At 71.2% G+C, this 12,453-nt stretch carries 12 protein-coding genes; 2 read left to right on the plus strand and 10 right to left on the minus strand.

The features are described from left to right. Positions 1-83: 83 nt before the first annotated feature. The 6 genes from ACWXWW_RS00220 to ACWXWW_RS00245 all read right to left on the minus strand — a co-directional run bounded on the left by ACWXWW_RS00220 (position 84) and on the right by ACWXWW_RS00245 (position 7,866). Positions 84-584 (minus strand): CinA family protein, encoded by a 501-nt coding sequence (locus tag ACWXWW_RS00220; RefSeq protein WP_455968134.1) that lies wholly within the window; start codon positions 582-584, stop codon positions 84-86. Then, the gene (gene pgsA / locus ACWXWW_RS00225; RefSeq protein ID WP_455968136.1) at positions 577-1,158 is read right to left on the minus strand and encodes a CDP-diacylglycerol--glycerol-3-phosphate 3-phosphatidyltransferase; all 582 of its coding nucleotides are present in this window, start codon (positions 1,156-1,158) and stop codon (positions 577-579) included. Before pgsA ends, ACWXWW_RS00220 begins: the two co-directional genes overlap by 8 nt. A 25-nt stretch (positions 1,159-1,183) precedes the next feature. Then, a complete protein-coding gene (locus tag ACWXWW_RS00230) occupies positions 1,184-4,000 on the minus strand; it encodes a DNA translocase FtsK (protein WP_282980005.1) in 2,817 nt (938 codons plus the stop codon). 98 nt (positions 4,001-4,098) lie between these two features. Then, positions 4,099-5,775, minus strand: a complete 1,677-nt coding sequence (locus ACWXWW_RS00235; protein ID WP_455968137.1) for a ribonuclease J — start codon at positions 5,773-5,775, stop codon at positions 4,099-4,101. A gap of 80 nt (positions 5,776-5,855) precedes the next feature. After that, positions 5,856-6,833 (minus strand): 4-hydroxy-tetrahydrodipicolinate synthase, encoded by a 978-nt coding sequence (gene dapA, locus ACWXWW_RS00240; protein ID WP_282980002.1) that lies wholly within the window; start codon positions 6,831-6,833, stop codon positions 5,856-5,858. A gap of 10 nt (positions 6,834-6,843) precedes the next feature. After that, a complete protein-coding gene (locus ACWXWW_RS00245; protein WP_455968139.1) occupies positions 6,844-7,866 on the minus strand; it encodes a LacI family DNA-binding transcriptional regulator in 1,023 nt (340 codons plus the stop codon). 113 nt (positions 7,867-7,979) lie between these two features. Here ACWXWW_RS00245 and ACWXWW_RS00250 point away from each other — a divergent pair, with 113 nt between their 5' ends. Further along, on the plus strand, positions 7,980-9,503 hold the full coding sequence (locus ACWXWW_RS00250) for an alpha-N-arabinofuranosidase (RefSeq protein ID WP_455968140.1): 1,524 nt from the start codon (positions 7,980-7,982) through the stop codon (positions 9,501-9,503). 30 nt (positions 9,504-9,533) lie between these two features. Here ACWXWW_RS00250 and ACWXWW_RS00255 read toward each other — a convergent pair whose 3' ends face one another. Genes ACWXWW_RS00255 through ACWXWW_RS00270 form a run of 4 tightly spaced genes read right to left on the minus strand, consistent with a single transcriptional unit; the run spans position 9,534 to position 11,881 of the window. After that, positions 9,534-10,040, minus strand: coding sequence for a dihydrofolate reductase (locus tag ACWXWW_RS00255; RefSeq protein ID WP_455968141.1), 507 nt, complete (start codon positions 10,038-10,040; stop codon positions 9,534-9,536). A 3-nt stretch (positions 10,041-10,043) separates the two neighbouring features. Then, a complete protein-coding gene (locus ACWXWW_RS00260; protein WP_324011956.1) occupies positions 10,044-10,853 on the minus strand; it encodes a thymidylate synthase in 810 nt (269 codons plus the stop codon). A 34-nt stretch (positions 10,854-10,887) separates the two neighbouring features. Further along, entirely contained in the window at positions 10,888-11,451 is a 564-nt protein-coding gene (locus ACWXWW_RS00265; protein WP_455968142.1) for a DUF4395 domain-containing protein, read from the minus strand. Continuing rightward, entirely contained in the window at positions 11,444-11,881 is a 438-nt protein-coding gene (locus ACWXWW_RS00270) for a TlpA family protein disulfide reductase (protein ID WP_271174234.1), read from the minus strand. The genes ACWXWW_RS00265 and ACWXWW_RS00270 overlap by 8 nt, the downstream gene beginning before the upstream one ends. A 146-nt stretch (positions 11,882-12,027) precedes the next feature. Here ACWXWW_RS00270 and ACWXWW_RS00275 point away from each other — a divergent pair, with 146 nt between their 5' ends. Then, positions 12,028-12,450 carry an OsmC family protein gene (locus tag ACWXWW_RS00275; protein ID WP_271174233.1) on the plus strand — a complete coding sequence of 141 codons (423 nt, stop codon included), beginning with the start codon at positions 12,028-12,030 and terminating at the stop codon, positions 12,448-12,450. Positions 12,451-12,453 lie beyond the last annotated feature (3 nt).

Here is a 12,453-nt window from a genome sequence, read left to right on the forward strand (position 1 = left end):
TACAACACCGATGAGACCAATTTAATCCCGCTTGACACGGGGCGGGGCGCCGCTCACGCCGAGAATCCGCCCAGTGCCCGCCCTCAGATCTCTGCGACCGCGAGATCGAGGGCCGCGAGCACGGCGCTCGCCCGGATCTCCGCCCGGTCGCCGTCGAACAGGTGCGAGGACACGACGACCCGCTCGGGCGTGGCGACCGCGACGTGCACGGTCCCGACCGGCTGCCCGTCCGGCGACGCCGGGCCGGCGATCCCTGTCGTCGACAGCCCCACCATGGTGTCCTCGTCGGCCAGCGCGAGCGTGCGCCGCGCTCCGGTCGCCATCTCGCGCGCGACGTCCGGGTGCACGGCGCCGTGCTCATCGAGGAGGGCCGCGTCGACGCCCAGCACGCTGTGCTTGATCGCCGCGTCGTAGGCCACCACGCCGCCGCGCATCCGCTGCGACGAGCCGGGCACCTCGATGATCGCCGACGACAGCAGGCCCCCCGTGAGCGACTCCGCGGTCGCGATGCTCCAGTTGCGCGCCGACAGCCGGCGCAGGAGCTCGTTCGCGACCGCGAACGTCTCGCGCTTCACGTCACTCACCGGCGTCCGCCCGCGCTCCGCGGATCTGGGCGAGCACGTAGTCGACGCCGCTCGCCACGGTGAGCACGACGACGATCCACATGAGGATGAGGGTGATGACCGCGAACGCCGGCTCGCCGATGAGAAGCCAGAACGGCAGGAGCGCCCACCCGAGCGCCACGCCCTGGAACGCGGTCTTGACCTTGCCCATCCAGGCGGCGGCCACGACGTGCTGCCGGACGACCACGAAGCGGTGGATCGTGATCCCCCACTCCCGGACGAGGATGATGACGACCATCCACCACGCCATCTCGCCGAGGATCGCGAGCCCGACGAAGGCCGCGCCCGTGAGCAGCTTGTCGGCGATCGGATCCCAGAGCTTGCCGAAGTCGCTCACGATGTCGTAGCGGCGCGCGAGGTAGCCGTCGACCCAGTCGGTCGAGATCGCGACGATGAAGAGGATGGCCGCCGTCCACCGCAGGGGAAGGCTTCCCTCGCCGAGATGGCCCCCGACGAGCAGGAGCACGAAGAACACGATCGCGAGCGGGATGCGCACGACCGTGATCGCGTTGGGGAGCTGGCGGGGGATGCTCATGGCCTCAGTCTGTCAGGCGCGGGCGTCAGTAGCGCGGCTCGTCGCGCCCGGTCAGACCCCAGGCGTCCTCGGACTCGCTCTCGTCGACGACCTCGCGGCCGGCGAACTGCGCCTCGATGGGGTCGTCGGCATAGCGGTCGTCGGCGTCGGGCGCCGAGGGCGCCTCGGGCGAGGGAGCCGCCGGAGCGGCAGCGGGCGGCTCCTCGCCGCGCAGCTTCGCGAGCACGCCGGGCAGCTGCTCGGGCGTGACGAGCACGTCGCGGGCCTTCGAGCCCTCGGAGGGTCCGACGATCTCTCGCGACTCGAGCAGGTCCATGAGGCGGCCGGCCTTCGCGAAGCCCACGCGCAGCTTGCGCTGGAGCATCGACGTCGAGCCGAACTGGCTCGTGACGATGAGCTCGGCCGCGGCGAGGAGCAGCTCGAGGTCGTCTCCGATGTCCTCGTCGACCTCCTTCTTCTTCGGCTCGAGCGCCTCCGCGACATCCGCGCGGTACTCGGGCCGCGCCTGCCCCGTGACGTGCGCGACGACCTTCTCGATCTCCTCCTCGGTCACCCACGCGCCCTGCACACGGAGCGCCTTCGACGAGCCCATGGGCGAGAACAGGGCGTCGCCCTGGCCGATGAGCTTGTCGGCGCCCGGCTGGTCGAGGATGACGCGGCTGTCGGTGACGCTCGTCACGGCGAACGCGAGGCGCGAGGGCACATTGGCCTTGATGAGGCCGGTGACGACGTCGACCGACGGCCGCTGCGTGGCGAGGACGAGATGGATGCCGGACGCGCGTGCGAGCTGCGTGATGCGGACGATCGAGTCCTCGACGTCGCGGGGAGCCACCATCATCAGGTCGGCGAGCTCGTCGACGACGACGAGGAGGTAGGGGTACGGCTTCAGCACGCGCTCGCTGCCGGCCGGCACGTCGACCTCGCCCGCGACGACCGCGCGGTTGAAGTCGTCGATGTGGCGGAATCCGAACGACGCGAGGTCGTCGTACCGCATGTCCATCTCCTTCACGACCCACTGGAGAGCCTCTGCGGCCTTCTTCGCGTTCGTGATGATCGGGGTGATGAGGTGCGGCACGCCCGCGTAGTTCGTGAGCTCGACCCGCTTCGGGTCGATCAGGACCATGCGCACCTCGCTCGGCTTGGCGCGCATGAGGAGGCTCGTGATCATCGAGTTCACGAAGCTCGACTTTCCGGAGCCCGTCGAACCCGCGACCAGGAGGTGGGGCATCTTCGCGAGGTTCGCCACGACGAAGCCGCCGCCGACGTCCTTGCCGACGCCGATCGTGAGCGGATGCGTCGACTTCTGGGCCGCGGCAGAGCGGAGCACGTCGCCGAGCGCGACCGTCTCGCGGTCGGCGTTCGGGATCTCCACGCCGATCGCGCTCTTGCCCGGGATCGGGGCGAGGATGCGCACGTCGTTCGACGCGACGGCGTAGGCGATGTTGTTCGAGAGCTGGGTGATCTTCTCGACCTTGACGCCGGGTCCGAGCTCGATCTCGTACTGCGTCACGGTCGGGCCGCGCGAGAACCCGGTGACCTGCGCGTCGACCTTGAACTGCTCGAAGACGCTCGTGATCTGGGCGACCACGCGGTCGTTGGCCTCGGAGCGCGCGACGGCCGGAGGGCCCGACGCGAGTGCCGTCGGCGACGGCAGCACGTACGGCTGGGAGGGCGGCTGCGGCCCGCGGCCGCCGGGGCCGTCGGTCCCGAAGCCGGTGAATCCCGGCAGGTCGTCGGTCTCGTCGTCGAGGTCGTCCCCGTCGCCGACGAGGCCCGTGCGCCGCTCGGCGCCGTCGCCGCGCAGCCCGGCGAGCACCGAGGAGGTGAGCACCTCCGTCACCGCGTCGTCCGGGTCGTCCGTGCGGATGTCGTCGGCCGCCGGCGCAGACGTCACGATCGCCTGGTCGTAGCCGCGATCGGTCTGGTCGGTGAGCAGCTCGGTGAGGTCCTGCGGCTCCGAGACGACCTCGGGGTCCTCCTCGCGGCCGGACTTGTTCCGCCGCCACCACGGCACGCCCGCGTCCTTGCCCTCGTCGGCCTCGTCGCCCTCGAGCACCTTCGTCGGGGCCGTCGCGCCCTTGGCGGGCTTCTCGCGGCTCTCCGGCGCGGTGCGCTCGGCGTCGAACATCCACAGGTAGAGGTCGCCGAGCCGCTGGCCGATGCGGTTCGGCGGCGTCTTGGTGAGGATGAGCACGCTGAGCACGGCGAGCAGGGACAGCACGACGTATGCGCCGACGTCCGTGATGAGGAAGGCCATGGCCTCGGCGACGAGCCACCCGAAGACGCCGCCCGCCTCGCTCAGGGCGAGCACGCCCTCGACCGGCTTGGGGCGCCCGCCTGCCACGTGCAGGAAGCCCGCGATCGTCACGGTGAGCATGCCGAAGCCGATCCCCACGCGCCCGTTGTCGTTCACCGACGACGGATGGCGGAAGAACCAGCCGGCCAGCAGGAGCAGGAGGATCGGGAAGATGAAGGCCGCACGGCCGATCAGCAGGCCGAACGAGTAGGCGCTGATCTGAACGGCGATCTCGTTGCCGATGAAGAACCACTCGTTGACGGCCCCCGCGATCGCGAGCAGCACGAGCAGGAGCGGGAAGCCGTCGCGGCGCTGGTCCTTCTCGAGGACCTCGGGCCCGAACGCGCGGAAGAGGCCGCCCACCGCGCGCGCGAGGCCGTTCCATCCCCGGACGAGCAGGGGCTGCCGCTCGGCCTCGTCGACATAGCGCTTGGGAGCCGGATCGGCCTTCTTGCGCGGGCGCGGAGCGGCCACGGCCTCATCCTTCGAGGCCCCGCGGGTGCTTCTGGTTCCCGGGTTCTTCGACGCGGCGGACGTACGTGGCATTGCTCCACGGTACGTCGCCGGGCCGACATCCGGCCGGAACGACGCGGATCGGCGCGGAATCCCGCGCCGATCCGGCGTCCACGACGGCGCTCGCGCCCTCAGGCCTCGATGACGAGCGGCACGATCATCGGCCGGCGGCGCAGCGACTGGTTCACCCAGCGGCCGATCGTCCGACGCACCGTCTGCGAGAGCGCGTGGTTGTCGCGCACGCCCTTCTGGGCGGCCTCCTCGAGGGCGGCGACGATCTTCGGCTTGACCTTGTCGAAGACCCGGTCCTCCTCCGCGATGCCTCGCGCGTGGATCTCGGGGCCCGTGATGATCCTGCCGGTCTGCGAGTCGACCACGACGATCACCGACACGAAGCCCTCCTCGCCGAGCGTCCGGCGGTCCTTGAGGTCGGCATCGGTGATGGCGCCCACGCTCGAGCCGTCCACGTAGACGAAGCCCAGGTCGAGCTGGCCCACGACGCGCGCCTCGCCGTCATTGAGGTCGACGACCGTGCCGTTCGAGCCGATGATGGTGCGCTCGGCGTCGATGCCCGTGTCCTGCGCGAGCCGGGCGTTCGCCATCAGGTGCCGGTACTCGCCGTGGACGGGCAGCACGTTGCGGGGCTTGAGGATGTTGTAGCAGTAGATGAGCTCGCCGGCCGCGGCGTGGCCCGACACGTGCACCTTCGCGTTGGCCTTGTGCACGACGTTGGCGCCGAGCTTCGTGAGCCCGTCGATGACGCGGTAGACGGCGTTCTCGTTGCCCGGGATGAGGCTCGAGGCGAGGATGACGGTGTCGCCCTCCCCCGGCTCGATCTCGTGGTCGAGGTTCGCCATGCGGCTCAGCACGGCCATCGGCTCGCCCTGCGACCCCGTCGACATGTAGACGATCTGGTGGTCGGGCACATCGCGTGCCTTCTTGTAGTCGATGAGCACGCCGTCGGGCACGTTGAGGTACCCCAGGTCGGCCGCGATCGTCATGTTGCGCACCATGCTGCGGCCGAGCAGCGCGACGCGCCGCCCGTTCGCGGCCGCCGCGTCGAGCACCTGCTGCACGCGGTGCACGTGGCTCGAGAAGCTCGCGACGATGACGCGCCCCGGCGTCTTCGAGATGACCTGGTCGAGCACGGGCCCGATCGAGCGCTCGGTCGGCGTGAAGCCGGGCACGTCGGCATTGGTCGAGTCGGGCAGGAAGAGATCGACGCCCTCCTCGCCGAGCCGCGCGAAGGCGCGCAGATCGGTGATGCGGCCGTCGAGCGGCAGCTGGTCCATCTTGAAGTCGCCCGTGTGGAGCACGAGGCCGGCGTCCGTGCGCACGGCGACCGCGAGCGCGTCCGGGATCGAGTGGTTCACCGCGACGAACTCGAGCTCGAACGGCCCGGCCTCCCACGTCTCGCCCTCCTTCACGACGTGCGCGACGGGGGTGATCCGGTGCTCCTTGAGCTTCGCTGCGGTGAGCGCGAGCGTGAGCGCGGAGCCGATGATCGGGATGTCGGGGCGCTGCTTGAGGAGGTACGGGACGGCGCCGATGTGGTCCTCGTGCCCGTGGGTGAGCACCACGCCCACGACGTCGTCGAGACGTCCGCGCAGCGGCTCCATGTCGGGCAGGATCAGGTCGACGCCCGGCTGGTGCTCCTCGGGGAAGAGCACGCCGCAGTCGATGATGAGGATCTCGCCGTCGATCTCGTACGTGGTCATGTTGCGGCCGACCTCGCCGAGACCGCCCAGGGGCGTCACCCGAAGGGTCCCCGGGGTGAGATCTGCGGGCTCGAGAACCTGTGTGGACATCGTCCGCCTTCCGGGATGCCCTGCGGCATCCGGTTCGTCGTATTCGGTGTTGTCGCGACGACCGGTGCCGCCGCGGGAGATCAGCGGGTGGTGCCGGGCACCTTCGGCAGCGCGCCGCCCGCGGCCGCGTTGCGGTCGGGGCGGAAGTTCGAGAAGTCGACCCCGTCGACGTCCTTGACGAGCGCGAGCTCGTCCTCGATGAGCGCGGCCTCCCATTCCTCGGGACCGACGAGCGGCAGGCGCACGCGCGGGCTCGAGATCCGGCCGAGGCCGTGCAGCACGTACTTCGTCGCGACCGTGCCGGGCACGTGCGTCATGAGCGCGCGCACGAGCGGCTCGAGGCGCTTGTGCTGGTCGGTCGCCGTGGCGAGGTCGCCGCGGTTCACCGCGTCGACGATCGTGCGGTACGGGCCCGAGGCCACGTTGGCGGTCACGCCGATGAGGCCCGTGGCGCCGATCGCGAGCTCGGGGAGCACGTTGGCGTCGTCACCCGAGAAGTACATGAGGTCGGTCTGGTTGAGCACGCGGCTCACCTCGCTGAGATCGCCCTTGGCGTCCTTGACCGCGAGGATGTTCGGGTGCTTCGCGAGGCGCAGGATCGTCTCGTAGCGGATCGGGATGCCCGTGCGCCCGGGGATGTCGTAGAGGATCACGGGGAGGTCGGTCGAGTCGGCGATGAGCCGGAAGTGCGTGAGGACACCCGCCTGCGTCGGCTTGTTGTAGTACGGCGTGACGATCATGATGCCGTCGGCGCCGGCCTTCTCGCTCTTCTGGTAGAGGTCGATCGCGTGCGCGGTCTCGTTCGAGCCGCCGCCCGTGATGATCTTCGCGCGCCCGGCCGAGACGTCCTTGCCGACCTCGACGAGGCGCAGCTTCTCGGCGTCGGTCAGGGTCGACGTCTCCCCCGTCGTGCCCGTGACGACGATCCCGTCGGCGCCCTGGGCGATGCACGCGTCGATGTGCTTCTCGACGCCGGGCCAGTCCACTTCGCCGTCCGCCGTCATCGGCGTGACGAGCGCGACGAGAACCTGTCCGAAGGGATTGCCCGTGTGCGTCATGGCATCAAGGCTATCGCCTCGACGACGGCGCCGCCTTCGTCGAGGCCCTCAGCACGAGGCGCGCGGGGCTCACGAGGTGCCGCGGCGCGAAGTCCGCGCGCGCCATCCGCGCCTCGAGCGTCTCGACCGCCTGCTCGACGATCCAGCGGGAGCCGGGATCGACCGTCGACAGCCCGCCGGCGACGTGGCGGCTGATCCCGACGTCGTCGAACCCGATCACCTGCACGTCCCCCGGCACCGCGACGCCCGCGTCGGCGAGCCCCGCGAGCACGCCGAAGGCGATCTGGTCGGTGACCGCGAAGACGGCGTCGACGCCGAGGCCGTCCCGCACCGCGCGCGCGATGGCGTCGCGCGCGCCGTCGACGGCCGGCTCGCGCACCTCCAAGACGAGCTCGGGATCCGCGGCGAGCCCCGCGTCCGCGTGCGCCGCGCGCCAGCCGTCCGTGCGCTGGCTCGACATCGTCACGCCGCGCGACGCGCGCGCACCGCCGACGATCGCGACGCGCCGCGCGCCGCTCCCGATGAGGTGGGCGACCGCCATCCGCGCGCCCTCGGCGTTCGCCATGGTGACGTGGTCGAAGCGCTCGGGCACCTGCTGCTCGCCGAGCATGACGATGGGCGTGGGGATGGCGATGCGGTCGAGGTCGGGCGCGCCGAGCCCCACAGGGCTCAGGATCACGCCGTCGTACATGCGCAGGCGCGCGAGCGACAGCGCGGACAGCTCGCCCTCGACGCTCGCACCGCTCTGCTCGACGACGAGGTGGCGCCCCCGAAGGGCGAACGCCTCGGCGAACGCGGCCGCGAGGTCGCCGAAGTACGCGTGGTCGAAGCGCGGCACGATGAGCGCGACCGTGTCGGTGCGTCCCGCGCGCAGGCGCCGTGCCGTGAGGTCGATCTCGTACCCGATCTCCCGCACCTTCTCGAGCACCCGCAGCCGTGTCTCGGCGCTCACCCGCCCGCGGTCGTTGAGCACGTTCGACACCGTCATGACCGACACCCCGGCCGCGCGCGCCACGTCGCTCATCGTCGCCATGGCCGCCTCCTTCGCGCTCGCGCCGCTCGGATCGACCCTATGCGAATCCGCTCTTCCCCCGGAGCCCGTCCGGATGTATCGTTACATCACTTCTCTCACCCGGAAAGGCTCCCATGTCCTCCACCCGCGTCGTCATCGACCTCGACCTCCCCGGCCCCACGATCAGCCGCCACCTCTACGGGCACTTCGCCGAGCACCTGGGGCGGTGCATCTACGGCGGCTTCTTCGTCGGCGAGGACTCCGACATCCCGAACGAGGGCGGCATCCGCCTCGACGTCGTCGAGGCGCTCCGCGAGCTCGCGATCCCGAACCTGCGCTGGCCGGGCGGCTGCTTCGCCGACGACTACCACTGGCGCGACGGCATCGGCCCGCGCGAGAGCCGCCCGCGCATGGTCAACTCCCACTGGGGCGACGTCGTCGAGGACAACTCCTTCGGAACGCACGAGTTCATGCAGCTCTGCGAGATGCTCGGCGCCGACGCCTACGTGAACGGCAACGTCGGCTCGGGCACCGTGCGCGAGATGAGCGAGTGGATCGAGTACCTCACACGGGCCGACGACTCCCCCATGGCCGCGCTGCGCCGCGAGAACGGCCGCGACGAGCCCTGGAAGGTGCCGTTCTTCGGCATCGGCAACGAGGCCTGGGGCTGCGGCGGCAACATGCGCGCCGAGGCGTATGCGGACCTCGCCCGCCAGTACGCGACGTACGTGCGCGACCACGGCGGCAACACGGTGTACCGGATCGCGGCGGGCGCGAACGCCGACGACCTCGAGTGGACCGAGACCCTCATGAAGGCGCTCGGATGCCTCGGCTGCGACGGCCAGGGATCCTCGCCCTATCAGGCGGTCTCGCTGCACTACTACACGATGTCGGGCTCGTGGCAGAGCAAGGGCTCGGCGACCGAGTTCGACGAGGACGAGTGGTACCTCGCGCTCTCCCGCGCCTTCCACATCGAGCAGCTCCTCACGCGGCACAGCACCGTGATGGACCGGCACGATCCGCGCCGGCGCGTGGGCCTCGTCCTCGACGAGTGGGGCACGTGGTGGGATGTCGAGCCCGGCACGAACCCCGGGTTCCTCTACCAGCAGAACACCCTGCGCGACGCGCTCGTCGCGAGCGTGCACTTCGACGCGTTCCACCGCCACGCCGACCGTCTGGTCATGGCGAACATCGCGCAGACCGTCAACGTGCTGCAGGCGATGCTCCTCACCGACCCCGACACCGGAGCGCTCGTGAAGACCCCCACGTTCCACGTGTTCGCGATGAACGTCGGCCACCACGACGCGCAGGCGCTCGAGGCGCATGTCGTCGACGGCGAGACCCGCGCGGTCGACGGGCGCGACCTGCCGATGATCTCGGCGTCGGCGTCGACCAAGGACGGCGCGGCGCTCGTGTCCCTGTCGAACCTCGACGCCGACCAGCCGCGCACGGTCGTCCTCGACCTGCGCGGCAGGGCGGTCGAGGGCTGGTCGGCCCGCCTGCTCACGGCCGAGAGCACGGCCGCGCACAACGTGCCCGGTCAGCCGGAGAACGTCGCGCCGGTCGACTTCGACGGCGTCCGCACGCACGCGCGCGGCCTCGAGGTCGAGCTCCCGCCGCACTCGTACGCCACGGTCAGCCTCCAGCTGGGCGCGTGAGCCGAGCCGCTGGGCCCCCGCAGCGGGGGCTCAGCGGCGCCGGTACACGACGAAGCGGTAGCGGGTGCCCGTCCGGCTCGTGAGCCACTCCGCGGCGCCATCGGGCTCCGACCGGACGACCCGCCACTCCTCGCCGATCTCGGGCGCGTAGGCGTCGCCATCCGCGTCGACGTCGACCTCGGTGACCCACAGCTCGTCGACGACGTCCATGGCCTGCGCGTAGATCTGCGCGCCGCCGATCACCCAGACCTCGTCGTCGATCCGCCCCGCGGCCTCGAGGGCGTCCTCGAGCGAGTGCACGACCTGCGCGCCCTCCGCCGCGAAGCCCTCGTCGCGCGTGACGACGATGTTGGGCCGGTCGGGAAGCGGGCGGAAGCGCTCGGGGAACGACAGCCACGTCTTCCGCCCCATCACGACCGGCGTTCCCGTCGTGGCGCGCTTGAAGAAGGCCATGTCCTCGGGCAGCTGCCACAGCATGCCCCCGTCGGACCCGATCGCGCGGGTGCGCGACTGCGCCCAGATCGAGCGGATGGTCACGGCTCAGACCGCCACGGCCGCGCGGATCGCGGGATGGTGGCGGTACTCCTCCACGACGAAGTCGTCGTACGCGTAGTCGAACAGCGACTCCGGCTTCCGGGCGAATCGCAGCGCGGGGTACGGGTAGGGCTCGCGCGAGAGCTGCTCGACGACCTGCTCCCGATGGTTGTCGTAGATGTGGCAGTCGCCGCCGGTCCACACGAAGTCGCCCGGCTCGAGCCCGGTCTGCTGGGCGACCATGAGCGTGAGGAGCGCGTACGACGCGATGTTGAAGGGCACGCCGAGGAAGAGGTCGGCGCTGCGCTGGTAGAGCTGGCAGCTGAGGCGGCCGTCCGCGACGTAGAACTGGAAGAGGGCGTGGCACGGCGGCAGCGCCATGTCGTCGACCTCGGCCGGGTTCCACGCCGTCACGATGTGCCGACGGCTGTCGGGGTTCGCCTTCAGCTGCGCCACGACCTTCGCGATCTGGTCGATGCTCTCGCCGCTCGGAGTCGGCCACGAGCGCCACTGCACGCCGTAGACGGGGCCGAGCTCGCCGTCCTCGTCAGCCCACTCGTCCCAGATCGACACGCCGTGCTCCTGGAGCCACCGCACGTTCGAGTCGCCGCGCAGGAACCACAGCAGCTCGTAGGCGACCGACTTGAAGTGCACGCGCTTCGTCGTGATGAGCGGGAAGCCCGCGCTGAGGTCGTATCGGATCTGCCGCCCGAACACGCTCGTCGTCCCGGTGCCCGTGCGGTCGTCCTTGTGCGTGCCGTTCGCGAGCACGTCGCGAAGGAGATCCTCGTACGGGGTGGGGATGGCGCCGCTCATGACGTCAAGGCTAGTCGGGATGGCGCGCGCCGGCTCAGGCGGCGCGCTCGCGTCCGACGATGCCCGCGCGCTGCAGGAGGAGGTAGATCCGGCAGCCGAGGCAGAAGCCGAATGCCGCGTTGAGGAATGCGGCGACGAACGCCGCGGCCGCCGCGATCGGCAGCGCCCAGGGCACGGCCGCGAGATGCAGGACGAGGCCGAGCCCCGTGACGAACAGGCCGACGCCCTGCGCGAAGCGCGGCGGGCGCGGGTCCTCGAGCTCCGCAGGAGGCGCGAGTCGAGGGCGGACCACGCGGCGGAAGAGCACGCCCCACGGCGCGGTGCGCGGCGAGACGACGCTCCAGAGGAAGAGCAGCGCGACGACGAGCACCGCGAGGAAGCCAGGATCCGCCGCGCGCTCGAAGACGGAGGCGGCGCCGATCCCCGGCGTGAAGACCGCACCGGTCGCGGGCTGGTAGGCGAACCAGCCGAACGACGCCGCCGTGCGCGTCGAGAGCCCCGTGAAGGCGAGGAACGCCGCGACGAGCAGCAGCGCGCTCGTGATGGCGGCGGCGAAGCGGGGGCCGCGCGGATCGATCCCTGCGGGTGCGTCAGGCATGGGTCTTCCCTTCGATGGCGTCGAGCTCGGCCATCACCGTGTCGCGGGTCGGAGCTCCGGCGATGCGGGCGCGCGGGACGCCGCGCGCGTCGAGGACGAGGGTCGTGGGCGTCTGGAGCACGTGGAAGCGCCGAGCGATCTCGACGCGGTGCGTGACGTCGACGTCGACGTGCGCGACGCCATCCCTCTCCCCCGCCACGTCGGAGAGCAGCCGCCGCACCGCGGGGCACCGGGCGCACAGCTCGGTGCTGAACTGCACGAGCGTCGCGCGCTCTCCGAAGGCGCCGGGGGCGAGCCCGAGCGCCGTCGGGGCGACGGCATCCGCCCGGACCGCCCGAGCGCGGCCCTCGCGTCGCCGCAGGAGCACGCCGAGGGCCGTCGCGACGAGGACGATCGCGACGAGAGCGGCGAGAGCGGCGGCGGGGGTCATCGGAACCACGGTAGATCCGTCGCCGTGCCGACGGACCCGAGGTGGCGGAATATGACATGAGGGGCGCCGGCGCAAGGCGTTCCCCGTGTCGGGCCGCGCCGTTAGGCTGGCCGCGGACCATCCGCCCCCGATCAGGAGGAACGACAATGACCGTCACCAGCGAAGCCAGCACCTCGTGGCAGGGATCCCTCTTCGAGGGCTCCGGCACCGTCTCGTTCTCGACCGGCGTCGGGACGTTCCCCGTGAACTGGAAGGCCCGCAGCGAGGGCTCCGACACGACGACCACCCCTGAGGAGCTCATCGCGGCAGCGCACTCGTCGTGCTTCAGCATGGCGCTCTCGAACGCGCTCGCCGAGAACGGCACCCCGCCGGAGAAGATCGACACGACCGCGTCGGTCACCTTCAAGCCCGGCACCGGCATCACGGGGAGCCACCTCAACGTCAACGCCGTCGTCCCCGGCATCGACGCCGAGCGCTTCCAGCAGATCGCCGAGGAGGCCAAGGCGGGCTGCCCCGTCTCGCAGGCGCTCGCCGGCATCGAGATCTCGCTCGAGGCGACGCTCGCGTAACCC

The sequence above is a fragment of the Microbacterium sp. KNMS genome, assembly GCF_053851835.1.

Excerpts from the sequence above, each read along its gene's own strand:
- pgsA (WP_455968136.1), bottom strand. The coding sequence starts at position 1,158 with ATGAGCATCCCCCGCCAGCTCCCCAACGCGATCACGGTCGTGCGCATC.
- ACWXWW_RS00230 (WP_282980005.1), bottom strand. The coding sequence starts at position 4,000 with ATGCCACGTACGTCCGCCGCGTCGAAGAACCCGGGAACCAGAAGCACC.
- ACWXWW_RS00235 (WP_455968137.1), bottom strand. The coding sequence starts at position 5,775 with ATGTCCACACAGGTTCTCGAGCCCGCAGATCTCACCCCGGGGACCCTT.
- dapA (WP_282980002.1), bottom strand. The coding sequence starts at position 6,833 with ATGACGCACACGGGCAATCCCTTCGGACAGGTTCTCGTCGCGCTCGTC.
- ACWXWW_RS00245 (WP_455968139.1), bottom strand. The coding sequence starts at position 7,866 with ATGGCGACGATGAGCGACGTGGCGCGCGCGGCCGGGGTGTCGGTCATG.
- ACWXWW_RS00250 (WP_455968140.1), top strand. The coding sequence starts at position 7,980 with ATGTCCTCCACCCGCGTCGTCATCGACCTCGACCTCCCCGGCCCCACG.
- ACWXWW_RS00260 (WP_324011956.1), bottom strand. The coding sequence starts at position 10,853 with ATGAGCGGCGCCATCCCCACCCCGTACGAGGATCTCCTTCGCGACGTG.
- ACWXWW_RS00265 (WP_455968142.1), bottom strand. The coding sequence starts at position 11,451 with ATGCCTGACGCACCCGCAGGGATCGATCCGCGCGGCCCCCGCTTCGCC.
- ACWXWW_RS00270 (WP_271174234.1), bottom strand. The coding sequence starts at position 11,881 with ATGACCCCCGCCGCCGCTCTCGCCGCTCTCGTCGCGATCGTCCTCGTC.
- ACWXWW_RS00275 (WP_271174233.1), top strand. The coding sequence starts at position 12,028 with ATGACCGTCACCAGCGAAGCCAGCACCTCGTGGCAGGGATCCCTCTTC.